This is a genomic window from Candidatus Pelagibacter sp. HIMB1485 (assembly GCF_052048055.1).
Classification (GTDB): Bacteria; Pseudomonadota; Alphaproteobacteria; order Pelagibacterales; family Pelagibacteraceae; genus Pelagibacter.
The window spans coordinates 925790-950430 of sequence record NZ_JBNAIN010000002.1; the positions used below are offsets into that span (position 1 = coordinate 925790).

Below are 24641 nucleotides of genomic sequence, written 5' to 3' on the forward strand. Positions count from 1 at the left end.
CTATGCAAAAAACTGAAGAACCAAAAGATAAGAATATTAATCTAATCTCTATGCATGACGAGATGAGCTCGTCTTATTTGTCTTATGCTATGAGTGTTATTGTAAGTCGTGCATTACCTGATGTAAGAGATGGATTAAAACCAGTTCATAGAAGAATTCTTTATGCAATGTACAAAGGTGGTTATGATTGGTCTAAACAATTCAGAAAATCAGCAAGAATAGTCGGGGATGTAATTGGTAAATATCATCCTCATGGTGATCAATCAGTATATGATGCTTTAGTTAGGATGGTGCAAGATTTTTCAATGAGCTTACCTTTAGTTCAAGGACAAGGTAATTTTGGATCCATAGATGGTGATCCAGCTGCTGCTATGAGGTATACCGAAACAAGATTATCAAAAGTTTCACAATATTTGATTGATGATATCGAAAAAAATACGATTAGTTTTAAAAGTAATTATGATGAAACTGAGAAAGAACCTAGCGTATTACCTGCGCAATTTCCAAATTTGTTAGTTAATGGGGCTGGAGGTATAGCTGTTGGAATGGCAACTAGTATTCCTCCTCATAATCTAGGTGAGATAATTGATGGCACTTTAGCTTTAATAGACAATAAAGATATTAAAATAAAAGAGCTAATGAAACATATTCCAGGACCAGATTTTCCGACTGGAGGAGTAATAATCGGTAAAGATATAATTAAACAAGGTTACAACAATGGTAGAGGCTCATTTAAAATTAGAGGTGAAGTATCAGTTGAAAGCTTAAAGAATGGTAGAGATAGATTAGTAATTACTTCAATTCCATACCAAGTAAATAAAGCTGTACTAAATGAAAGAATTGCACAATTAGTTAGAGAAAAGAAAATTGAAGGTATTAAAGACATAAGGGATGAGTCTAACAGAGAAGGTATAAGAGTTGCTATTGATTTAAGAAACGGTGTTGAGCCAGAAACAATTAAAAGACAACTTTATAAAAATACTCAAATAGAGAGCTCTTTTGGTTTTAACACTTTAGCAATAGTAGAAGGGAAACCAAAAACATGTACATTAAAAGAATTTCTTTCTAATTTTTTATCTTTTAGAGAAGATGTAGTAATCAAAAAAACAAAATTTGATCTTCAAAAAGCAGAGGAAAGAGCTCATATCTTAATTGGTCTATCTGTTGCAGTAGAAAACTTAGATAAAATTATAAAAATCATTAGATCTTCCAAAACACCTGAGGATGCAAAAAATGCTATTCTTAAAACTAAATGGAAAATAAACAAATCACAAAAGCTAATTTCTTTAGTAGAAGGAAAAAAAGGTAAAAATATTTATTCTTTATCTGAACCACAAGTTTTAGCTATCTTAGAATTAAGATTACAGAAGTTAACAGCTCTTGGTATAAACGAAATTGAAGTTGAGATTAAAAAATTAGCTGAATTAATTGCAAAATATAAAAAAATTATATCCTCTAAAAAAGAGCTTTTGAGAGTAATAAGCGAAGAATTAAAAAATATTAAAGAAAAATTTGCTGTTCCTAGAAGAACTAAAATTATTGATGCAGTATTAAATTACGACATCGAGGAAACAATCCAAAAACAATCTGTAATTATTACAGTAACTTTACAAGGATATATTAAAAGAGGATCATTAAATAATGTGAAGCAACAAAAAAGGGGTGGAAAAGGTAAATCTGGAATTACTACCAGAGATCAAGACTCTGTAATACAAACTCTTTCGGTAAATACTCATACATCAGTTTTATTTTTTTCAACAGAGGGGCTTGTTTATAAAATTAAAGCTTGGAAAATACCTGAGGGATCATCGGCTTCAAAAGGTAAATCCTTATTTAATATTCTTCCGCTAAAGAGTCATCAATCCATTAGTTCAATTATGCCAATGCCTGATGAAGATACAGACTCAAAAAATTATCAAATTATTTTTGCAACATCACAAGGTAAAGTTAGAAAGAATAGTTTAGAGGATTTTTCATCCATTAATGCTTCAGGAAAAATTGCAATGAAACTTGACAACAACGATAAAATTGTTGGAGTTAAAATTTGTAAAGATGATCAAGACATAATTCTAAGTACTAAATTTGGAAAATGTATCCGTTTTGAAGCTAGAAAATTAAGAGTATTTAAGGGAAGGTCTTCTAAAGGAATAAAAGGTATTGAACTTGCTTCTGGAGATCAAATTGTTTCATTATCAGTAATTGATAATGATAAATTGAGTAAAAATGGAAAAAAATCAAAAGATGAAAAATCAGAATTAAAAGCAAAAGAAAAATTTGTTTTAGCAATAAGTGAAAACGGTTATGGTAAAAAGACTTCTCATATTGACTACAGAGTTACTAATAGAGGAGGAAAGGGCATTATTGGAATTATAAATTCACCAAGAAATGGAAATATAACATCATCTTTTCCTGTATTTGAAGGTGATGAAATTCTAATATCTACAAATAAAGGAAGAGTTATTAGAGTGGCGGTTAAAGAAATAAGAACTGCTAGTAGAAATACCCAAGGTGTAAGAATAATAAAATTATCTGGTGATGAAAAAGTTGTTTCTGCAATTAAGATTGATGATAATTTAATTTAATGAGTAAAATTGCTATTTATCCAGGAACTTTTGATCCAATTACTTATGGTCATATAGATGTTATTAAAAAAGCACTAAAGCTTTTTGATAAAATAGTAGTTGGGGTTTCGGATGTAAGTAATAAAAATTATTTATTCTCTTCTGAAGAAAGAATAGAAATTGTAAATAAAGCTTTATTCAAGGATTTAAAATTAAATAAAAAAAAAATTATCGTTGTTTCCTTTGGTTCACTAACTACAGATTTGTGCAAAAAATATAAATCAAATATCATATTGCGTGGCTTAAGAGCCGTATCTGATTTTGAATATGAATTTCAACTTGCAGGAATGAATAGAAAGCTTAACCAAAATATTGAAACAATTTTTTTAATGTCAGATGTAGAAAATCAAATTATATCTTCTAGATTTGTTAAAGAAATTGTAAAATTGAATGGAAATATTAAAAAATTTACTACCAAAAGCACAATAAAATCTTTAAAAGAAAAATATGAATAGAATTTTATCGTACATATTTATTTTATTTTTTATTAGTGCAAATCAATTAATAGCTGAGGAGAATATAATGATTTTAAAACTTAAAGATGGTGATGTAAAAATTGAATTATTTGAGGACGTGGCACCAAACCATGTCAAAAGAATTAAAGAATTAGCTAACAGTGGAAAATATGATAACGTTGTATTTCATAGAGTGATAGATGGTTTCATGGCTCAAACAGGTGATGTTAAATTTGGAAATTCAGAGTCTAAGGAATTTGACTTAAGAAGAGCAGGTATGGGTGGATCTGATATGCCTGATTTAGAGCAAGAGTTTAATAGTTTACCTCATGACAGAGGCACATTATCTATGGCTAGAGCTCAAGATCCAAATAGCGCAAATAGCCAGTTTTTTATTTGCTTTCAACCAGCTCCTTTTTTAGACAGACAGTATACTGTTTTTGGTAAAGTTGTTGAAGGAATGGAGTTTGTAGATAAAATTAAAAGAGGTGACCAAAATAATAATGGCGCTGTAACAGATCCTGATAAAATTATAAGCTTTAAATCTTTGTAAAATATTAAATGGCATTAAAAAATTTTGCCTTTAAAGTTTTAAACAAAGACAAATTTGCTAGATGTGGTGTTATAGAAACTCATAGAGGTGAGGTTAATACACCAGCATTTATGCCTGTTGGTACACAAGCAACAGTTAAAGCTTGTACAATCGATGATATAAAGAAAACTGGATCAGAAATAATACTATCTAACACATATCATTTAATGATCCGTCCTGGAGTGGAAAGAGTTGAGTCAGCAGGTGGTTTACATGAGTTCATGAATTGTGATTTGCCAATACTTACAGACTCAGGTGGTTTTCAAGTAATGTCTCTATCAAAGTTAAATAAAATAGATCGCGAAAAAGGGGCCATATTTAATTCACACGTCGATGGAAAAAAATTTTATTTAAGTCCTGAAGAAAGTATTAGGATTCAATTGGGTTTAAACTCAGATATTGTAATGATAATGGATGAGTGTCCAAAAAAAACTGAAGATTATAATTTAATAAAAAAATCTATGGATCTATCTTTGTATTGGGCTGAAAGATCTAAAAAGGCATTTGGAAACAATCCTCACAAAGCTTTATTTGGAATTATTCAAGGAGGATTATTTAAAGATTTAAGATTAAAATCCCTTGAAGGTCTTATAAAGATTGGATTTGATGGCTATGCAGTTGGAGGATTAGCTGTAGGTGAAACTCAAGATGAAATGTTTAGCACTCTTGATGGTATTAAGGAACATTTACCAGACGAAAAACCTCATTATTTAATGGGTGTTGGTACGCCATCAGATATTTTAGGAGCTGTAAAAAGAGGTATAGATATGTTTGATTGCGTTCTTCCAACTAGATCAGGTAGAACAGGTCTTGCTTTTACTTGGAATGGAAGGGTAAATATTAAAAATAACAAATATCAAAATGACAACACGCCGTTAGATCCTAATTGTGAAAATTTAAATTTAAATAAATATTCAAAAAACTATTTAAATCATTTGTTTAATACCAATGAAATATTAGCATCAATGTTATTAACACTTCATAATATAAATTTTTATCAAGAATTAATGTCTGAAATCAGAAAAAATATTATGAATAATACCTTCGATGAATTTCACGATAAATACATTGATAAGTTGTAGTTTTATTAACTGTGCTATTATGTGTACAACTTTGTAATGAAAACCCCTCATTTATAACGAATTCTTTTTGTAAAAATTACATTGAACGAATTGAAATATTAAAATTTATCTGTATACAAACCATATTCATTTTCATAAAAATGAATCTTTGTGGGCCGTTAGCTCAGTTGGTAGAGCAATTCCCTTTTAAGGAATGGGTCGATGGTTCGAGTCCATCACGGCTCACCACTTTTTGAATTTAACTTATTTCAATTGGTGGATAATCAAGAATTACCTCATTCATCCAATCATTTAACTGTTTAATTCTAGTGTCAGATGAAGGGTGAGTACTCATAAATTGTGGAGGTTCTTTTCCTTTATTAAATTCTTTCATTCTTTCCCAAATTTTAACTGTCTCTCTAATATCATATCCTGATAAAGATGAAAAAATCATACCAAGATAATCAGCTTCGCTTTCTTGTTTTCTGTTAAATGGATTCATTAATCCAATTTGAGATAGTAGGCCAACTGTATCCATTCCAGTTGTTCTGTTGATATCTGATAATATACCCCCACTTGCAATATCAATAATTCTGGTACCTGTGTTAAGTAAAACTCCTCTACTTGCTCTTTCAACAGAATGTTTGGCAACAGCATGAGCAACTTCATGTCCCATTACTGCAGCCAGACCATTAGTATTTTTTGTTACATCAAGTATACCTGTATAAACTGCAATTTTCCCTCCAGGCATGCACCAAGCATTTCTAACTTTTTTATTATCAATTAATATATATTCCCAATCAAAGTTAGCTGTTGGATCATTTAAATTAGATCTATAGAAATATTCACTAATTGAATCTTCCATTTTTTTTCCAATTTCTTTTATTTCATTTAAAGTTTTTGTGTCATCACTCATTTTCTCTTTTTCTTTAACTTTCTCATAAATTTGAGCAGCTTGAGCATTTAATTTAGCTTCAGGTATTAATTTTAATTGTTTTCTGTCAGTAATTGGAGCACTTGTGCACGAAGGTAGAAGTAAGCTTCCACAACCACATCCAACATATGTTAAAAATTTTCTTCTATTCATTTCATTCTAAAATTGGTAATAATTTATCATTATGAATCTTAATAATAAAATTTTAGTTGTATTATTTATCATTGCAATAATTTTTGTTACATATTCTAGTTATAGTTAATAAATGAAAGAAACCAAAAAGAAACCTATAAAAAAAAGAGAAATTATAGGTCTATGGTTTTATATTTTATCTTTAAAAATTAGGAATTATTTTTTTACAGGTGTTGTCGTTTTAATACCAATAGGACTAACTATTTATTTAAGTAAATTTTTAATAAATACGTCTTCAAAAATTTTACCGTCTCAAATAAATCCAAATTATTATTTGCCATTTAATATACCTGGCCTAGAGATAATTATTTCAATTATTTTCATAACAATCATTGGTTTCATATCTTTATCTTATTTAGGAAAAAAATTTCTTCAGTTAATAGACAGTTTATTCAAAAAAATACCACTACTAGGAACTTTTTGGTCTGCAATTAAACAAATGTCACAATCTTTTAAAGAAAGTGGTAGTAAAAGTAAGAGTGTTGTTCTTGTTGAATATCCAAGAAAAGGTGTTTGGGCTGTAGGTTTTGCAACTAAAGAAAATTCTGGAGAAATTGCTGAAAAAACAAATCAAAAATTAATAAACGTATTTGTTCCAACAACTCCAAATCCAACAAGTGGTTTTTTGCTTATGTTCCCAAAAGATGACGTTATATTTTTAAACATGACTTTTGAAGAGGCTTCTAAATTTATTGTGTCGGCCGGAACAACAACAACTGAAAAAAATTAAGCTATATCATTAATTATATCTGCTCTATCGTACAATTTAATTAATGGTTTAAACCTACTTAAATTTTCATTTTCAAGTTCAATTCTTTTTATTTCTTTTTCAGCTAATTCAAACAAGTCACTATTCTGAATTGGGTCTGCTAATTTGAAATTTTTAACTCCACTCTGTTTAAAACCCAAAATATCGCCAAAACCCCTGATCTTCATGTCTTCCTCAGAAATAACAAATCCATCGTTGGTCTCTTTTAATATATTTATTCTTTTTTTTGCATTTTCGCTCAAATTTGACTTAAACATCAAAATACAAGTTGCTTCTTTCTCTCCACGACCAACTCTACCTCTTAATTGGTGGAGTTGAGATAGGCCAAACTTATTTGCATTTTCAATTATAATGACATTGGCATTTGGAAAATCTATTCCAACCTCGATAATAGTTGTAGATACTAATATTTTGAATTCTTTATTTAAAAATTTTTTTAAAATTTCATCTTTTTCATTTATATCTGTTTTTCCATGAAGAATAGAGACTTGTTTTGGGAATAATTTCTTTAAATATTCGAATTTTTGAATTGCAGAAGTATGATCTAATTTTTTAGACTCTTCAATTAATGGACAGACCCAAAATATTTGATTTCCTGAATTAATTTCTTTTTTTATAAATTTAATTACATCATCAATTTTACTTTCTAATTTACTGTAAGTTTTTATCATTTTACGGTTTTTAGGTTTTTCTCTAATAATTGATAAATCCATATCACCATAAATTGTCATTGTTAAAGTTCGTGGAATAGGTGTGGCAGTCATCAATAATACATCACAATCATTCCCACCTTTGTCAGATAATCTTTTTCTTTGATTAACACCAAACTTATGTTGTTCATCAATAATAATTAATCCTAATTTTTTGAATTTAACTGTTTTTTGAAAAATAGCATGAGTACCAAAAATTATATTAATCTTATTATTTATTAATTCATTGAGGATTAATTTTTTTTCTTTGTAGCTAGACTTACCAGAAATTAACTCTGTTGATATGTTTGATGGAAAAATTTTTTTTGCTAAATTATAATGTTGTCTTGCTAATATTTCAGTAGGGGCCATAACAGCTACTTGAAACCCAGAATTGATAGTATTGAATGCAGCTAATAATGAAACAATTGTTTTTCCACTTCCAACATCTCCTTGTAATAATCTAAACATTTTAGTTGAGGATGATAAATCCTCATTAATTTCATTAATTGATTTAATTTGATCATCAGTTAATGCAAAATCTAATTTATTAATAAGTTGTTTTTGTTTATTTAAATTAATAATTTTATTTTTTTTCTTAACTTTCTTAATTTTTTTTCTTATTTCTGAATTAACTAAAAATGTTGCAAATATTTCATCATATGCAAGTCTTTGATAAAAATGATCTTTGTATTTTCCTATATTTTCATGCTTGTGTAATTCTTTAATTGCATCATTCCAATTGATATTATTGAATTTATTTAAAATTTTACTTGAGTGCCATTCTTTTAGGTTCGGTAATTTATCTATTATTTGTTTTATGATTTTATTATAAATTTTCTCAGATATTCCCTCAGTTAATGAATATTTATTATGAACTTGTTTAATTAAACTTGAGTCTTCAGATACATATTTAGGATTGGTTATTTGATATTTATTTTTAAAGTAGCCAATTTTCCCACTTACAGTTATTTCTTTTCCTAAAGGTAATACTTTTTTAATATATCCCTCATAACTATTAAAAAAAACACAATCTAGCTCACCTGTTTCGTCTGAACACTTAACTCTATTTGGTAATTTTCTAATTCTTGGAAACAAATATTTATTTGCTACAACAGTAACAGTTTGATTTTCACCGATCTTTAAATCTTTTACTTTTGTTGACAAACTTCTATCTGTATAAGCCTTTGGAAGTTTCCAAAGTAAATCAAAAATATTATTTATATTCTTTTTCTTAAGTAAATTTGTTGTTTTTACACCTACGCCATTTAAAGCTGTTAGATCAGATAATAAATATTCAAAATTAGTTTTATTATCCATGATAAATTAATTATATTCTAATAATGAGCCTCAATATAGATGAATTAAAAAAAAAAATTATTTATCGTTCCAATTATCGAGGTACCAAGGAGATGGATAAGCTCTTAGGTAAATTTGTAAAAAAATACATCAATGATTTGCAAAAAGAGGATTTAATTGATCTAGATAAATTTCTTAATATTGATGACACAAATTTGTATAATTTCTATAATGGTTTTGATACTGAATTCGAAATAGAAAAAAACAATATAAGCTTATTGTTTAAAAATTTTAAATATTAAGTTGATGGCGGAGAGACTGGGATTCGAACCCAGGAAAGAGTTGCCCCTTTGCCGGTTTTCAAGACCGGTGCTTTCAACCGCTCAGCCATCTCTCCGTGAGCAAGGTTTTATAATTATAATTATTTAATTCAACCATAAAATAGTCGAAAAAAACTCATTAACGACTAATATCAAAGCTACATGAACAAAGAATTTAATAAAGGCCTTTTACTTGCTGGATTTGGATCTTTTTGGTGGGGTTTTTTTGGAGTTTTATATTTTAAATATATTACTTTTATTGGTTATATTGAGCTAGTAGTCCACAGATGTTTATGGACGACCTTGACTTTAATACTAACAACTTTCTTTTTTTCAAAATGGGATATTTTTTTTAAGATAATTAAAAGTAAACAAAATCTTGTTTATCTTTTTATATCAGGCTTTTTGATTTTTATGAATTGGGGTGTATGGATTTATGCGATCGCTACTAACAGAATTATAGATGCTAGTTTTGGTTATTTTATAATGCCAATATTAAGTGTTCTTCTTGGTTATATTTTTTTTAAGGAAAAATTAAATAATAAAAGAATATTTTCAATTACCTTAGTTATTTTATCAATTTTATATTTAATTTTTGTAAGTTTAAAATCGCTTCCCTGGGTCGGTATACTTGTAGCACTAAGTTGGGGCTTTTATAATTTAGTAAGAAAAAAGGTTAATGTTGATACTGATATTGGACTTTTAATAGAAAGTTTATTTATATTGCCAATTGCAATTGGTGCATTCTATCTCATTGCAGTTAATGGTTACAATGATTTCTCGTTATCCAACCCTCCAATGATGTTAATAATATTGTTGGCAGGTCCAATGACGGTAATACCTTTATTTTTATATGTAAGAGGAGTTGAATTATGTGGATTAGGTCCAACTGGGATGATTTTCTATATCACACCAACTCTTCAATTTTTACTAGGTTTTTTTTATTACGATGAAGTTTTCTCATTTAATAAACTAGTAAGTTTCATTTTAATCTGGATTGCTGTAATAATATATTTGAGAGATTTATATGAAACTAATTAAACTTATACTGATTTTATCTCTTTTTTTTCATTCAAACACTTTAGCAGATATCAATAAAGAATTCGAAAAATGGAAAAATAATTTCAAAAAAATTGCTCTAGAAAATAATATTTCTGAAGCAACATTTGATCTAGTTATGTCTAATACTAAGTTTTTACCCGATGTAATTAAATATGATAGATATCAACCAGAATTTTATGAAGATACAAAAACTTACATATCAAAAAGAACCTCTGACCAAAAAGTAAATAAAGGAAAAAAACTTTATATAGATAATTTAAGTTTAATTACCTCTGTTGAAAATGAATTTAACATAGAAAAAGAACTTCTCTTATCATTAATGGGTATAGAAACAAATTTTGGAACTTATGTTGGTAAAATGGACATTCTTTCTTCACTAGCTACATTAAGTTTTGACAAAAGAAGATCAGAATTTTTTACCAAAGAACTTTTAATACTTTTAAATTTAATTGAGAAAAATCAAATTGATTATAAAACATTGTATGGATCTTGGGCGGGTGCTTTTGGTTACTTCCAATTTATGCCTTCTACAATGAAAAATTATGCAACAGATTATGATGGCAATGGTTCAATAAATTTAAAAAGTAACCCTGATGCGTATGCTTCAGCGAGTAATTATTTAAAGAAAATAGGTTGGAAATCTAATGAACCATGTTTTTATAGAATTGATTTAAACAATGATATTCCAAAAAAATATTTAAATATTTCTGCAAAAAAATTACATGATAAGAAACAATTAAAGTTTTTTAGACAATACATTCAGAACAATTCAATTATTTCAAATAATTATGATGAATTAGAAGTTGCAATAATAACACCAGATAAAGATATAATTCCTGATGCGGAAACATTAAATCCAGCTTATGTGGTATTTAATAATTATGAAATAATTTTACAATGGAATAGATCTTTAAGATTTGCTTTAGCCGTCTGCACATTGAAGGATAAATTCAAAGATGAACTTTAAAATAATATTGCAATTATTGTTGTTTATTATTTTTATTGGATGCAAACAATTAGAAACAACTCAAAAAAAAACTATTAAGACAGAACCAGATACATCTACAGCAGAAACAACTTTAAAATCTTCAGATGAAGAAGATAGTTCTAAATATATTTTTGATAGAGAGTATACCAACCAAGGCTTTGCATTAATTTACGACGAAAATCTTTTTAATAAAAAAAGTATTTCAAAAAAACTCGATAACAGAGGTTTGTTTATTTTTCATACCAAAATTAGAAAAAATTCTTTTGTGAAAATTACTAACCCTGAAAATACAAAAACTGTTATTGCGCAAGTGATATCTAATAAAGCAATTTTTTCAAATTTTTATAATTCAGTAATCACCAAAAGAATTGTTGATGAATTATTGCTTGATGAAAATGAACCCTATGTTGAATTATCTCTAATTTCTAATGAATCAACTTTTGTAGCAAAAAAAGCTAAAACGTTTGATGAAGAAAAAAAAGTAGCTCAAAAGGCTCCTGTGGATGGGATAACCATAGATAATTTAGGAACTGTAGAGAAAAAGGAATTGCCTAAGACTTCTCAAAGTAATTTTCTATATTCAATTAAAATTGCAGATTTTTATTATAAAGATTCAGCTGAAAATATGATCCAAAGAATTAAGGATGAAACAAAGATAACAAATCCTGTTATAAAAAAATTATCTCAAACAAAATATAGGGTATTATTAGGCCCATTTAATGATATAAAAAAAATTCAAGAGTCATTTGACGAAATAGAAAAACTAAATTTTGAAAACCTAAAAATTATTAAAGATGTTTAAAAAATTAAATTTAATTATTTTAATATTCATTTTATTTGCATCTAAATCATTTGCTAATTTTGATGTGAAAGCAAAAACTGCAATAATTCAAGATTATCATTCTGGTGAAATTCTTTTTGAAAAAGAAGCGGACTTATCAATTTATCCTGCATCCATGACGAAAATCATGACCTCAATCATTGCCTTTGACCTAATTAAGTCAGGAGATTTAAGTATGGATGAAAAATTTATCATTTCAGAAAAAGCTTGGCGATTATCTACATCAGGTTATTCCTCAATGTTTATTATGGTAGGTGATGAGGTTTCTGTCGAAAATTTACTAAAAGGTATAATCATAGCATCTGGTAATGATGCTTGTATTGCATTAGCAGAAGGTATAGCGGGTACTGAAGAAGAGTTTGCAATCTTAATGACAGCAAAAGCTAAAGAGTTAGGAATGGACAATACAAACTTTTCTAATTCATCAGGAATTAATCACCCTGATAATAATTCAACAGTTAGAGACATAATGATCATGTCTAGATACTTAATTAAAGAACATCCAGAATTTTATAAAATGTTTGCTGAAAAAGAATTTACTTGGGATAGAACAGGAGGAGATCCAATAACACAAGGTAATAGAAATCCTTTGCTATATAAAAATCTTGGAGCAGATGGTATCAAAACTGGTTATTTAGCTGTAGAAAAATATTCATTAGCTTCGTCTATAGAGAGAAATGGAAGAAGATTAATTGCTGTTGGCAGTGGTTTTAATTCAAAAAATTCCAGATCAAAAGAAAGTACTAAAATGTTAACTTATGGACTTACAAATTTTGATTTAGTTAAAATTACTGAAGCGAATAAACCTTTTCAAAAAATAGACGTATGGTTGGGAAAAGAAGATACAGTTGATGTTTATACAAATGAAGACATTTACAAAACTATTAAAAAAGCCAAAAAAAAATTATTAAAGGTTTCTGTAAATTATGATGGTCCTGTAGAAGCACCAATAAATAAAGATCAAAAAGTTGCAACATTAAAAGTAGTTTATGACCAAGAATTAGTAGGTGAGTATGATTTGCTTGCTTTAAAAGAAATTAAAAAAGTAAATTTCTTTTCTAGATTGCTTAAATCATTAAACTACTTAATTTGGGGCGATGTCTAAGAAGCCAATAATTGTTTTTGAAGGTATAGAAGGCAGTGGCAAAAGTCATCATATTAAAATTGTTTCAAGGTATTTAGACAAAAATAAAGTTAAATATTTAAAAATCAGAGAACCAGGAGGGAGTTTAAATTCTGAAAAAATTAGAAAATTAATATTAAATAAGAAATCCAATTTTAATGTAAAAACTGATTTACTTTTATATCTAGCTGCCAGAAGTGAAAATATTAATCTTATTAAAAAATATTATAAAAAAAGAGTTATCTTAATTGATAGATTTACAGACTCTACAATTGCATATCAACATTATGGTATGGGTGTTGATATTAAAATTATAAATATAATTAATAAATATTTATTAAAAAATATTAAGGTTAATTTTACATTTCTTAATGTTGTAAATAAAAAAAATCTTTTCTTAAGATTAAAAATGAGAAAATCTTTAAATAGATATGATCAATTTAATACCAGTTTCTATAACAAAGTTCAAAATGGATTTCTTAAGATGTCAAAACTAAATAAGAAAAAATACAAGATAATTGATTCAAATTTAGATATTAAGAAAAATGAAAAATTAATTATCAATCATGTTAAAAAATTAATTAAATGAGTCTAAATTCTTCTACACAACTTAATTTGTACAAACATCAAGAGATTTTCAACCATTTATCTAAATTATATTTAAATAATAAATTACCAAATAAAATTCTTTTATCTGGTGAAAAGGGTATTGGTAAAGCAACATTAGGTTATCATCTAATAAATTTTGTATTATCAGAAAATGAAGAACATTCTTATGATGTTGAAAATAATAAAATTAATATAGAAAATAAATCATTCAAACTTATACAAAATAAATCTAATCCAAATTTTAATCTTATAGACGTAGCTGAAGATAAAAAAAACATTGATATAAATCAAATAAGAGAATTAATTGTTAATCTAAATAAATCTTCATTTAATAAAAAAAAAAGATTTGTTTTAATAGATAATATAGAATTATTAAATTTGAATTCTATTAATGCATTACTAAAAGTCTTGGAAGAACCTAACGAAAATATTAATTTTATCTTAATTAATAATAATAAAAGAGTTTTACCAACTCTTAAATCTAGATGTTTAAATTTCAAAATTTTTCTAACGAATGCTCAATCTATTGAAATTGTTAATAAATTAATAAACGATGATGTTTATAATTTTATAAATCAGGATTTAGTAAATTACTTTACAACACCAGGTAAATTATATGAATTATTAAATCTTGCAGAAAACTTTGATTTAAATCTTAAGGATTATAATTTAGACACTTTTTTGCAAAGTCTAATATCAAGTAAGACTTACAAAAAAAACAAACCAATTATTCAATTAATCTATTCTTTTATTGAAGTTTATTTTAGAAACAATATATCTACGAAAAATATTAAATTATTTCACCATTATCATTACTTTTTAAAAAAAATTAATGATACTAAAATTTATAATTTAGACGAAGAGACATTATTTATGGAATTTGAAGATAAAGTTTTAAATGGATAAAAATTTTTATATTACAACACCTATTTATTATCCATCAGCTAAACCTCATATGGGTCACGCCTACTCAAGTATAGCTGCTGATTTTTTTGCAAGATTTAAAATCATTGATGATTATGCAGTACATTTTTTAACCGGTACAGATGAGCATGGTTTAAAAATTCAAAGATCAGCTGAACGAGCAGGGGAGACTCCTCAAAAATTTTGTGATCAAATAAGCAAAACTTTTCGAGATCTTTCAGATACTCTAAATTTATGCAACACTGATTTTATTAGAACAACCGAAGAGAGGCATAAAAAAACAGTGCAATATCTTTGGTCTGAACTTGAAAAGAATGATGATATTTATCTATCAAATTATTCTGGTTGGTATTCAGTATCAGATGAAGCTTTTTATAGCGAAGATGAGATAGAAGAAATAGATGGTAAAAAAATAGCTATATCATCAAAATCACCTGTCGAATGGATTGAAGAAGAGTCGTATTTTTTTAGACTCTCAAAATGGGAAAAACCTCTTTTAAAATATTATGAAGATAATCCTGATTTTATTTATCCAGAGTCTCGACGAAATGAAGTTATTAGTTTTGTAAAAAGTGGTCTAAAAGATCTATCAGTTAGTAGGAAAAGTTTTTCATGGGGTATACCAGTTCCAAGTAATAAAAATCATGTAATTTACGTTTGGCTAGATGCACTTACAAATTATTTAAGCGCACTAAATTACCCAAATAAAGATGATGAATTATTCAAAAAATTTTGGCCTGCATCAATACATTTAATTGGCAAAGATATACTTAGATTTCATGCTGTTTATTGGCCAGCTTTTTTATTAGCTGCCAAGATTGAAGTACCAAAAAGAGTTTATGGTCATGGTTGGATTTTATCCGGAGAGGAAAAAATGTCCAAATCTAAAGGGAATATTTTGGATCCATTAGAAATAATTGATGAGTATGGGTTAGATCCATTAAGATATTATCTAATCAAAGAAGTTTCTTTTGGTAATGATGGTAATATTTCTCAAGAAAGATTGGAAGATTGTATAAACAGTGATTTAGCAAATAACTATGGTAATTTATGTCAAAGAGTTACCGCTTTTGCGATCAAAAATTGTGATGGAAAAATTCCTTCTGAAATTAAATTTCTAGATGAAGATTTGTTAATTTTAGACAAGTATAAAAAAAATTTAGATAATATTAGATCTAAAATTGATCATCAAAATATTAACTTTTATATAGACTACATTGTTAATTCACTATTTGAGGCAAATAAATATTTTAATGATCAAGAACCGTGGAAAAAAAAAGATGACCAAATCAGATTAAACACAATTGTCTATACTACATTAGAAATTGTTCGAAAAATAAGTTTCTTATTATATCCAATTATTCCAGAGTCTTCTTTAAAAGCACTAAAAATTTTTAATATTAATGAAGATCAAATAAAATTAAATTCCCTTACAGATAATGAGTATTTAACTAAAGGAAATAATATTAATAAAATTGATATATTATTTAAAAAAATAGAAAAAAATAATGATTGATTCCCATTGTCACTTAGATCACGAACCTTTGTTGAGTGATTTAACAAATGTTTTACAAAGGTCAAAAGATGTGGGTATTGAAAAACTATTAACAATATCAACGTCTCATGAAAGTTTCTCTAGAGTTAAGGAACTAGTTAATAGAGATGAGATGGTTTATGGTACAATTGGAATTCATCCACATGAAAGTTCTACAAACATAATTACTGCCAATGAAATTATTGATAACTTAAAAAATAACAAAAAAATTATAGGTATTGGTGAAACTGGATTAGATTTTTATTATAATAATAGTGAAAAAGATAAACAAATCGCAAGTTTCAAAGAACATATAGAAGCTTCAATAAAGACTAATGTTCCTCTAATTGTTCATTCAAGAAATGCTGAAGACGAAACATTTGAAATTCTAAATCAATATAAAGATGAGAATATTAAAATTTTAATGCATTGTTTTACTGGTTCAAAAGAATTTTCAGAAAAATTATTATCTTTAAATTCTTACTTTTCTGCTAGTGGAATAATTACTTTTAAAAATTCAGTTAATTTACAAGAGACATTTAAATCAATCCCAAATGAAAATATTTTAATTGAAACCGATAGTCCCTTTTTAGCACCAGTGCCAAATAGAGGAAAAAAAAATGAACCATCATTCATAGATTTTACAGCTGAAAAATTAGCTGAAATAAAGAATATTTCAAAAAAAGAACTGATAGAGATTACTACAAATAATTTTAATAAACTTTTTTTTAATTAACAAATATGAAATTTATTATTTTAGGCTGTGGTAGTTCAATGGGTGTACCAAGACCAGATGGTTTTTTTGGAAATTGTGACCCAAATAATAAAAAAAATTACAGAACAAGATGCTCAGCTTTATTGAAAACTACTGATGAAAATATACTAATAGATACCTCTCCTGATTTAAGACAACAACTTTTAAGACATAAAATTAAAAAAATTAATAAAGTTCTTTTCTCACATATGCATGGAGATCAAACTCATGGAATTAATGATTTAAGATCTTTTTATATAAATAGCAGAAAACAAATTAATGTTTATGCAGATAAAGATACTTCAAAATATCTTAAAAATTCATTTTCATACATTTTCAAAAGTTACTCAAAAGAATATCCAGCAACTTTGAATTTAAATAAATTACCAAAAAATATTTATACAAAAAATAAGAATAAAAAAATTAATATTCAATCTATTGAAGTTGAGCATGGCAAAGTAAATTCAAATTGTTTTATTATTGATAAAAAATTAGCTTATATCAGTGATGTAAGTAAAATTTTTAAAAAAGATTTTAAATATTTTAAAAACTTGAAATATTTAATAATTGATTGTTTGTGGTACAATTTTCATCCATCACATTTCAATTTAGAAAATTCACTTAATATAATAAAAATATTTAAACCTAAAAAAGCTATTCTAACAAATTTATCACCTGTGTTAGATTATAAGGTACTTAAAAAGTTATTACCTAAGAATGTTTTACCTGCTTATGATGGTTTAACTTTAGAATTATAAAATATTTTCAATTGATTTAATCAACTTTTTTGACATTGGTTTAGTAAAAGATGCAAATGTATCTTCGACTTTTCCTTCTTTGTTAATTAAAATTTTATGAAAATTCCATTTTGGAACAGCAGATTTACCATGATTATCTTTTGCCCACTTGAAAAGTTCATGAGCATTTTCTCCTTTAACTTCTGTGATTGTAGTTAGTGGAAAATTGATATTGAAATTTACTTCACAGAACTCTTTTACATCTGCATTATTTTTTTTTTCTTGATTAAAAGAGTTTGAGGGGACTCCAAGAACAACTAAACCTTTATTTTTATATAAATCCCATAATTCCTGTAATTCATCATATTGTTTGGTAAAACCACAAAAACTAGCTGTATTGACTACCAGAATAACTTTATCTTTGTAATCTTTTAGATTTATTGTTTCACCTGTTATGCTTTCAATTGTGAAATCATAAAACTTTTTTTCATAGTTTGCTGTTGCTGAGGTTTTAAAAAAAAACATAACTATAGAAAGTACAAATATTACTTTTCTCATTTTTTGGGTTTATTTGGAGTAAGTAATATTAAAAAATAACCAAATAAAGTGGATAGTAATGAACCAGTCAAAACACCTATTTTTACACCATCCATATATTGCATGTTTTCAACGAAAGCTAAATTTCCTACAAACAAACTCATTGTAAAACCAATACCAGTAAGAACTCCAACTCCATAAAAATTATACCAACTTGTATCGTTTGGCATTTGGGCTACTTTTAATTTTATTGATATATAAGAGAATATAAATACACCAAGTTGTTTACCTAGAAATAGACCAAGCACAATACCTAGTGGAACCTTATCTAACAAAGAAGCAAAAGATAAACCTTCAAGAGAAACACCTGCATTAGCAAACGCGAATAGAGGCATTATTCCAAAAGCAACATAAGGACTAATTGCATGTTCTATTTTTATTAATAAAGAAAAATCTTTGTCTTTTTTTCTATGAGGGATTGTCATAGCCAATAAAACACCAGCAATCGTAGCGTGGATACCTGAGTTGTGAGTAAAATCCCAAAGGAAAAGTCCAACTAACAAATAAGGTAAGAATTTTTTGATATTAAATTTATTTATTAACAACAAAACAATGAAAGCTAAAAGCATTAAAGTTAAATACTTAATGCTCAAATCTCCGGAGTAGAATAGGGCAATAATAACTATTGCTCCTAAATCATCAATTATAGCTAAAGCTGTTAAAAATACTTTTAATGATAGAGGGACTCTTTTCCCAAGTAATGACAAAACCCCTAGAGAAAAAGCTATATCTGTTGCTGATGGAATTGCCCATCCATTTAACGTTTCGCTATCGCCTAAATTAATAAAAACGTAAAATAATGCAGGAACTAACATTCCTCCAACCGCGGCAATGATTGGCAATAAAGCCTGTTTAATATTTGAAAGTTCACCTTGTAGAAACTCCCTTTTTATTTCTAATGTGACAAAGAAAAAGAATATGGCCATCAAGGCATCGTTGATCCAATGTAATACTGATAATTTTAATCCAAAATTGTTTATACCTATAAATAAATACTTATTTAAAGTAGCAAAATATAAATTTGCCAGACCAGAGTTGCTTATAAATAATGCAATTATTGCAGCAAATAATAATACAAGACCACTTGCAGCTTCTAATTTAAAGAACCATCTAAATGGTTTAGATATATAATTAATCATAAAATTAAATTAGGTCTATAATAAATAGTTTTATATCTTTCAAGGTTTCAAAAAGGTTAAATAATATAATTTCTAATCCTGGAAAAACATTAATTAGTGGAGTTTTTAAAGTATCAAGCAAAATAATTAATGCTACGATTGATATAATTAATACAATCAAATAAGAAAGAAATTTGAATCCTTTATTTTCCAATTTTTTAACAGTCTTAGGAATTTCTTTTGATATTTCTTTTTTAATTTTAGATTCAACTATTTTTTCATTCTGCAATTTTTTGCTAAATTCTAGATTAATGTTGTTTGTTTCGATAACTGGTTCTATTTTGCTTACAGATATATTTTCATTTAATGTTAATGAACCTTTACTTTCATTTTTTGGTTTGTAATACCAAACTCTTTCACATGACCCACATTGTAGCTCTCGTCCTTCTTGTGGTATTAATGAACTATCAATTTTGAATTGTTTCTTTTCACAAGGACAAGTAATAATCATGCTTCGTTATATACCAGATTTTAATCAAATTTCTTTTAATTTTGCTAAGTTTATAGATTGAAATTATCAATAACTACTGTATTAGTACTTCGATCGGAGTGTAGCGCAGCCTGGTAGCGCATCTGGTTTGGGACCAGAGGGTCGCAGGTTCGAATCCTGCCACTCCGACCATCATTATGAAAAAAGCAATTATTTACATTCCTAACAAAAACCCTATGCAATCTGGATCAGCGAAAAATGATAAATGGATATTAGAATTTAAAACTAAAAACCCAACAAAGAACCCATTAATGGGTTGGGAAAGTTCATCAGATACTTATTCGGAATTAAAATTAGAGTTTTCATCAAAAGAAATGGCAATCACTTATGCAAAAAAAATGAATATTAATTTTGAATTAATTGAGCCAAGAAAAAGAAAAACAGTAAAAAAATCTTACGCTGATAATTTCTTAAAATAAAAAATGTTTAGGTTTTTTACTCAAAAACATTGGTTCCTATGGTCATGGATTGGTTCAGCAATAATTTTATCATCACTTTGGATTCAGGTCAAAATTGATGTAAAAATTAATGAATGGTTTGGCCAATTCTACGATATGATTCAAAAAGCCTTAGGTTCACCAAACTCTATTACTATTGAAGAGTATTGGGCAAGCTTATTATCTTTCATAACTTTGGCTGCTTTATATGTGGGTGTAGCAGTTGTTGTTAGTTTTTTCACATCACACTATTTGTTTAGATGGAGAACTGCTATGGTTGAATGGTATCATAGCGTTTATGACAGAGCTCGGAAAATTGAAGGAGCTGCACAAAGAGTTCAAGAGGATACTATTAAATTTTCAAGAATAATGGAATCTCTTGGAACAAGTTTAATTGAAGCTTTAATGATACTTATAGAGTTTATGCCAATTTTATTCGGTTTAAGTGTTGGTATACCAATATTTTTCTTTGGTGATTGGGATTATGGATTAATAGTAGGTGCTTTAATTTGGTCAGTAGGTGGAACTATATTTTTAATTTTTCTTGGATTAGTTTTGAGATTAGTGGGTGTTGAATATGATCTTCAAAAAAAAGAGGCAGCTTATAGAAAGATACTTGTAATTGCTGAAGATGATGGAACCATTCGACCAAAATCAATTGAGGAATTATTTGATGGAGTAAGAAGTATTCATTTTTTAAGCTACATTAGATATTTGTATTTCAACATTGGGAGAATTGCATACTTACAAGCTAACGTTTTATCTGCTTATGTATTCTTAGCACCAGCTATTGTTGCTGGAGCAGTAACACTTGGTGTCATGCAACAAATTATAAGAGCTTTTGGTAGGGTAGAGGGTTCAATGCAATATATTCTTAAAGCATGGCCTACTATCATTGAACTTGCAAGTGTTTATAAAAGACTAAGAGAATTTGAAAAAAAAATTATCAAGGAAGATTTAATTGATAAAAAAATTTAATGAGTATTGATAAAAAATTTGTTGATAAATTTATAAATGTAAGTTCACGTGCTGCTTTAGCATCTTCATATTTAGTTGGCAAAAACAATAAAATAGCTGCTGATAAAGCAGCAGTAGACTCTATGAGAAATGAATTAAATAAAATTCATTTTGAAGGTAAAGTTGTCATTGGAGAAGGTGAATTAGATGAAGCACCAATGTTGTATATTGGTGAAAAAATTGGCACTAATAAAGGACCTCAATTTGATATAGCAGTTGATCCTTTAGAAGGTACAAATTTTGCTGCGAAAAATTTACCAGGTGCTTTATCTGTAATTTCGATTGCTGAAAAAAATAATTTATTCAATGCTCCTGAAACATATATGGAAAAAATTTCAGCCAATGTAAAAGATAAAGGAGTGATTGATTTAGATTTTTCTGTAAAAAAAAATATTTTTAATTTAAGTGAATACTTGAATAAAAAACCTGAGGATTTAACTGTTTGCTTGCTAGACAGACCGAGGCATAAAAAGATTATTAAAATTCTAAAAGAACTTAAAGTTAATACCAAGCTAATAACAGATGGTGATGTCTCTGGCGCTTTGCTTGTTACAAATAAAAAATATAATGTTGATTTATTTCTTGGTATTGGTGGTGGTCCTGAAGGTGTTCTTGCAGCGTCAGCTTTAGATGCATACGATTGCTATTTTCAAGGAAGATTTCTATTTGAAACAGAAAATGATAAATTAAGAGCTATTAAAATGGGTATTAGTGATTTGAATAAAAAATACCAATTAGAGGAAATAGTGTCAGGAGATTCAATTTTTTGTGCTACAGGTATAACCTCAGGTGATTTAGTAAAGGGTATTAAAATAAAAGATAAAAAATTTACCTCAGAAACGTTAGTAACTCACAAATCAACAGGTTTAAAAAAAGTTATTAAATTGAATCAATTTATTAATGATAGGCTTGATTAATGGTTTAATTTACAATAAAAAGCAGCTTCCGGTCCCTTCGTCTATCGGTTAGGACACGTGGTTTTCATCCTCGAAAGAGGGGTTCGATTCCCCTAGGGACCGCCATAACAATGTCTTTTTATGTTTATCTACTAATTTCTACTAATACTAAAATACCATTAACCTATGTGGGTTACACTAATAATTTAAAAAAAAGATTAATATCACATAACAATAGTACTGGAGCAAAATTTACAAGAGGAAGAAAATGGAAAATAATATATAAATGTAAATATATTAATAGGTCTATTGCAATGAGTGAAGAATACAAATTAAAAAAAAATTATAATTTAAGAAATCAATTGAAGAATAAATATTTGAAGAAATGAATTTTACTAAAAAAGGAACTAAACTATTACATATAGCTGATGTTCATAATAGACATCAAGGCAGACTTTATTATTCAACAGGTAAAAAATTAAATAATGGTTTTATTAAAAACGACATTAATACTCTTCAAATTAGTGACAGAGATTATTTGCAATCAAATATTTTTAATTATAAAAAATTTAGTTTTATTAATCATATAAGAAATACAATTGACAATTTTAAACCAGATATAATATTGTTTGGACATGTAGATGTTTTAAATGAAAAGGATTTTTATAATTTAAGGTCTGATTATAAAAATATTTATTTTTCTCAGTATTTTGTTGATACTCTAGATCCTAATTTTGAAAAATTTGAAGATCATAAAAAAAGATTTTTTCTTAAATATCAAATCTGTGATACAAATTTTATAACTACTTTTCCAAAAGCTTTAGATTTTATAGATTATTCTAAAACTATTTATATTCCCAATGTATGTGACTCAAGTATAGATCTTTTGGAAAATTATAAATATAAAAATTTAGAATACGATATTTTTTTTGCATTAAGCCATGGTCAACACAGAGGTGGATTAAAAAAAGGATATAAAGATGAAAGGGTCAATTTTATTGAAAAACTTAATCTAGATAATATCAAAAGTAATTTTTTTGGAATTACAAAACAACCAGTGTGGGGTGCTAATTTTTTTAATGAACTATCAATATCTAAAATGGGTCTTAATTATAATAGAGGTATGCCAATAAAATATTATTCAAGTGATAGAATATGTTCTTTAATTGCGAATGGTTTATTAACTTTTTTACAAAAAGGTTATTCATATGAAGATTTTTTTGAAGATAAAAAAGAAGCAGTATTTTTTGAAGATCACAATGATTTAGAATATTTAATTAAATTGTATGCAAATGATTTTAAAAAAAGGTCTGAAGTAGGTTTTAATGGCAAAAAAAAATATTTTAAATTATTTGAAAATCATATCGTTTCAAAATATATGATTGAAAAAATTTTAAATCAAAAAATTTCTAATAAATTATCATGGATGGATTAAAAACATTAATTTTTAGAACAGACCGTATCGGCGATTTTATAATTTCATGTCCTTTTATTTTATCTTATAAAAATAAAAATCCTAAAAACAAACTTTTAATTGTTTCGTCTGAATATAACTATAATTATATTAAGAATTTCAATTTCATTGATAAAATAATACCTTTAAAGAATGAAAATAAATTTTTTCCTAAATTGCTAATTTTAATTCAAATAATTCTTTTGTTAAAAAAAGAAAAATATAGAGATGTTATAATTTTAGATGGAAAAAATAGATCATTTTTTATATCTCTATTTTTAAAAGGAAGAAAATCTATTTTTACTGACAGCAGAGGTATTGAGTTTTTTAGTAAAATATTTAGATATATATATGTTTCTAACTATCAAATACAAAATCAATTAAAGAACTTTTCGTTTCTTGCAAGTCGAAATGATTTTAATATAGATATCAAAAAAATTGACCTCTATAAAAATTATTTATTTCATAAAAATTATGATTTTAATAACAAATATATATCTATTCATTTAGATGAAAAATGGTACACAAGATTTTATTATAGAGATTTTACAGATATAAATCCAAATTCAAAACAAATTGAGGAATTCATAAGTAAAATTTTTGAAAAATCAGAATATCAGTATGATATAGTTATTACGAGTGGAGCTAAACATCTTGAAGAATTAAATAATTATGTATCTTCCTTTAAATCAATAAATTCAAATATTTCTGAGAAATATATGAATAATAAGGTAATACGTTTTATAAAAAAAACTTCATTTAATGATTTAGAAAATATTGTTAAAAATTCATCTTTTTTAATTACTTGTGAAGGTGGAATAAGTCATGCTTCGCACAATTTAAAAGTAAAAACATTAGCTTTTTATCAAAAAAATAGATTAGAACACATAAAATTTTGGACTGGTCATATGGAGCATATGACTATATACGAGAGAAAAAACATGAATGAATTATTAAAGGATAAAAATTTTTTTAATTTATTTCAAAATAAACTTTTGAATTAATATTAAAATGTTTAAATTTTTTTAAGATCCATAAATTTTTAATTTTAAAAATATTACAAGGTAAA

26 protein-coding genes and 4 tRNA genes are annotated in these 24641 nt (G+C 26.7%); 24 read left to right on the forward strand and 6 right to left on the reverse strand.

Translation table 11 applies throughout. From position 1 onward, the window contains the following. Positions 1-2: 2 nt before the first annotated feature. From gyrA to ACTTA4_RS07335, 5 genes are all read left to right on the forward strand, one after another. A complete protein-coding gene (gyrA, locus tag ACTTA4_RS07315) occupies positions 3-2582 on the forward strand; it encodes a DNA gyrase subunit A (RefSeq protein WP_440634141.1) in 2580 nt (859 codons plus the stop codon). Beyond that, positions 2582-3076, forward strand: coding sequence for a pantetheine-phosphate adenylyltransferase (gene coaD, locus ACTTA4_RS07320; RefSeq protein WP_262589212.1), 495 nt, complete (start codon positions 2582-2584; stop codon positions 3074-3076). Before gyrA ends, coaD begins: the two co-directional genes overlap by 1 nt. After that, positions 3069-3629 carry a peptidylprolyl isomerase gene (locus ACTTA4_RS07325; RefSeq protein WP_262589211.1) on the forward strand — a complete coding sequence of 187 codons (561 nt, stop codon included), beginning with the start codon at positions 3069-3071 and terminating at the stop codon, positions 3627-3629. The genes coaD and ACTTA4_RS07325 overlap by 8 nt, the downstream gene beginning before the upstream one ends. A gap of 8 nt (positions 3630-3637) precedes the next feature. Next, entirely contained in the window at positions 3638-4750 is a 1113-nt protein-coding gene (tgt, locus tag ACTTA4_RS07330; RefSeq protein ID WP_440634142.1) for a tRNA guanosine(34) transglycosylase Tgt, read from the forward strand. A gap of 152 nt (positions 4751-4902) precedes the next feature. Further along, positions 4903-4978 (forward strand) — tRNA-Lys (locus ACTTA4_RS07335). A 10-nt stretch (positions 4979-4988) separates the two neighbouring features. Here the strand turns inward: ACTTA4_RS07335 and ACTTA4_RS07340 are convergent. Continuing rightward, a complete protein-coding gene (locus tag ACTTA4_RS07340; protein ID WP_440618428.1) occupies positions 4989-5816 on the reverse strand; it encodes a M48 family metallopeptidase in 828 nt (275 codons plus the stop codon). Between the two features lie 112 nt (positions 5817-5928). Between ACTTA4_RS07340 and ACTTA4_RS07345 the strand changes: the two genes are divergently transcribed. After that, entirely contained in the window at positions 5929-6585 is a 657-nt protein-coding gene (locus ACTTA4_RS07345) for a DUF502 domain-containing protein (RefSeq protein ID WP_440634143.1), read from the forward strand. On the opposite strand, the gene recG is transcribed toward ACTTA4_RS07345, so the two are convergent. After that, the gene (recG, locus tag ACTTA4_RS07350; RefSeq protein WP_440634144.1) at positions 6582-8633 is read right to left on the reverse strand and encodes an ATP-dependent DNA helicase RecG; all 2052 of its coding nucleotides are present in this window, start codon (positions 8631-8633) and stop codon (positions 6582-6584) included. The two genes, ACTTA4_RS07345 and recG, sit on opposite strands and share 4 nt — an antisense overlap. A gap of 23 nt (positions 8634-8656) precedes the next feature. Between recG and ACTTA4_RS07355 the strand changes: the two genes are divergently transcribed. Next, positions 8657-8914 carry a succinate dehydrogenase assembly factor 2 gene (locus ACTTA4_RS07355; RefSeq protein WP_440614375.1) on the forward strand — a complete coding sequence of 86 codons (258 nt, stop codon included), beginning with the start codon at positions 8657-8659 and terminating at the stop codon, positions 8912-8914. A 5-nt stretch (positions 8915-8919) separates the two neighbouring features. Here ACTTA4_RS07355 and ACTTA4_RS07360 read toward each other — a convergent pair. Then, positions 8920-9009 (reverse strand) — tRNA-Ser (locus ACTTA4_RS07360). Between the two features lie 85 nt (positions 9010-9094). Between ACTTA4_RS07360 and rarD the strand changes: the two genes are divergently transcribed. From rarD to ACTTA4_RS07405, 9 genes are read left to right on the forward strand one after another with little or no spacing between them, the layout of a single operon-like run. After that, positions 9095-9973: an EamA family transporter RarD gene (gene rarD / locus ACTTA4_RS07365; RefSeq protein ID WP_440634145.1), complete on the forward strand. Its 879-nt coding sequence runs from the start codon at positions 9095-9097 to the stop codon at positions 9971-9973. Continuing rightward, the gene (locus ACTTA4_RS07370) at positions 9960-10961 is read left to right on the forward strand and encodes a lytic murein transglycosylase (RefSeq protein WP_440634146.1); all 1002 of its coding nucleotides are present in this window, start codon (positions 9960-9962) and stop codon (positions 10959-10961) included. The genes rarD and ACTTA4_RS07370 overlap by 14 nt, the downstream gene beginning before the upstream one ends. Continuing rightward, entirely contained in the window at positions 10951-11784 is an 834-nt protein-coding gene (locus ACTTA4_RS07375; protein ID WP_440634147.1) for an SPOR domain-containing protein, read from the forward strand. Before ACTTA4_RS07370 ends, ACTTA4_RS07375 begins: the two co-directional genes overlap by 11 nt. Continuing rightward, positions 11777-12928: a D-alanyl-D-alanine carboxypeptidase family protein gene (locus ACTTA4_RS07380; RefSeq protein WP_440634148.1), complete on the forward strand. Its 1152-nt coding sequence runs from the start codon at positions 11777-11779 to the stop codon at positions 12926-12928. Before ACTTA4_RS07375 ends, ACTTA4_RS07380 begins: the two co-directional genes overlap by 8 nt. Then, on the forward strand, positions 12921-13535 hold the full coding sequence (gene tmk / locus ACTTA4_RS07385) for a dTMP kinase (RefSeq protein WP_440634149.1): 615 nt from the start codon (positions 12921-12923) through the stop codon (positions 13533-13535). The genes ACTTA4_RS07380 and tmk overlap by 8 nt, the downstream gene beginning before the upstream one ends. After that, the gene (locus tag ACTTA4_RS07390; RefSeq protein ID WP_440634150.1) at positions 13532-14461 is read left to right on the forward strand and encodes an AAA family ATPase; all 930 of its coding nucleotides are present in this window, start codon (positions 13532-13534) and stop codon (positions 14459-14461) included. The genes tmk and ACTTA4_RS07390 overlap by 4 nt, the downstream gene beginning before the upstream one ends. Beyond that, a complete protein-coding gene (gene metG / locus ACTTA4_RS07395) occupies positions 14454-15995 on the forward strand; it encodes a methionine--tRNA ligase (RefSeq protein WP_440634151.1) in 1542 nt (513 codons plus the stop codon). The genes ACTTA4_RS07390 and metG overlap by 8 nt, the downstream gene beginning before the upstream one ends. After that, positions 15988-16749 carry a TatD family hydrolase gene (locus ACTTA4_RS07400; protein ID WP_440634152.1) on the forward strand — a complete coding sequence of 254 codons (762 nt, stop codon included), beginning with the start codon at positions 15988-15990 and terminating at the stop codon, positions 16747-16749. The genes metG and ACTTA4_RS07400 overlap by 8 nt, the downstream gene beginning before the upstream one ends. Positions 16750-16754: 5 nt before the next feature. Further along, positions 16755-17525 carry an MBL fold metallo-hydrolase gene (locus ACTTA4_RS07405; protein WP_440634153.1) on the forward strand — a complete coding sequence of 257 codons (771 nt, stop codon included), beginning with the start codon at positions 16755-16757 and terminating at the stop codon, positions 17523-17525. Here the strand turns inward: ACTTA4_RS07405 and ACTTA4_RS07410 are convergent. Genes ACTTA4_RS07410 through ACTTA4_RS07420 form a run of 3 tightly spaced genes read right to left on the reverse strand, consistent with a single transcriptional unit; the run spans position 17520 to position 19730 of the window. Beyond that, complete coding sequence (locus ACTTA4_RS07410) at positions 17520-18062, reverse strand: glutathione peroxidase (protein WP_440634154.1); 543 nt, start codon at positions 18060-18062, stop codon at positions 17520-17522. The two genes, ACTTA4_RS07405 and ACTTA4_RS07410, sit on opposite strands and share 6 nt — an antisense overlap. Then, positions 18059-19240 carry a Na+/H+ antiporter NhaA gene (gene nhaA / locus ACTTA4_RS07415; protein WP_440634155.1) on the reverse strand — a complete coding sequence of 394 codons (1182 nt, stop codon included), beginning with the start codon at positions 19238-19240 and terminating at the stop codon, positions 18059-18061. The genes ACTTA4_RS07410 and nhaA overlap by 4 nt, the downstream gene beginning before the upstream one ends. A 4-nt stretch (positions 19241-19244) precedes the next feature. Beyond that, complete coding sequence (locus ACTTA4_RS07420; protein WP_440634156.1) at positions 19245-19730, reverse strand: zinc-ribbon domain-containing protein; 486 nt, start codon at positions 19728-19730, stop codon at positions 19245-19247. Between the two features lie 94 nt (positions 19731-19824). On the opposite strand from ACTTA4_RS07420, the gene ACTTA4_RS07425 reads away from it, so the two are divergent. From ACTTA4_RS07425 to ACTTA4_RS07460, 8 genes are all read left to right on the forward strand, one after another. Further along, positions 19825-19901: transfer RNA gene (locus ACTTA4_RS07425), tRNA-Pro, on the forward strand. A gap of 5 nt (positions 19902-19906) precedes the next feature. Beyond that, positions 19907-20188 (forward strand): ETC complex I subunit, encoded by a 282-nt coding sequence (locus ACTTA4_RS07430; RefSeq protein WP_440634157.1) that lies wholly within the window; start codon positions 19907-19909, stop codon positions 20186-20188. Positions 20189-20191: 3 nt separating this feature from the next. Then, positions 20192-21184 carry a putative transporter gene (locus ACTTA4_RS07435; protein WP_440634158.1) on the forward strand — a complete coding sequence of 331 codons (993 nt, stop codon included), beginning with the start codon at positions 20192-20194 and terminating at the stop codon, positions 21182-21184. Beyond that, the gene (glpX, locus tag ACTTA4_RS07440; RefSeq protein WP_440634159.1) at positions 21184-22140 is read left to right on the forward strand and encodes a class II fructose-bisphosphatase; all 957 of its coding nucleotides are present in this window, start codon (positions 21184-21186) and stop codon (positions 22138-22140) included. The genes ACTTA4_RS07435 and glpX overlap by 1 nt, the downstream gene beginning before the upstream one ends. Positions 22141-22170: 30 nt before the next feature. Then, positions 22171-22245 (forward strand) — tRNA-Glu (locus tag ACTTA4_RS07445). Positions 22246-22250: 5 nt separating this feature from the next. Next, positions 22251-22508: a GIY-YIG nuclease family protein gene (locus ACTTA4_RS07450; RefSeq protein ID WP_440634160.1), complete on the forward strand. Its 258-nt coding sequence runs from the start codon at positions 22251-22253 to the stop codon at positions 22506-22508. After that, positions 22505-23554: a glycosyltransferase gene (locus ACTTA4_RS07455; protein WP_440634161.1), complete on the forward strand. Its 1050-nt coding sequence runs from the start codon at positions 22505-22507 to the stop codon at positions 23552-23554. The genes ACTTA4_RS07450 and ACTTA4_RS07455 overlap by 4 nt, the downstream gene beginning before the upstream one ends. Then, on the forward strand, positions 23542-24576 hold the full coding sequence (locus ACTTA4_RS07460) for a glycosyltransferase family 9 protein (protein ID WP_440634162.1): 1035 nt from the start codon (positions 23542-23544) through the stop codon (positions 24574-24576). Before ACTTA4_RS07455 ends, ACTTA4_RS07460 begins: the two co-directional genes overlap by 13 nt. The last annotated feature ends 65 nt before the right edge of the window (positions 24577-24641 follow it).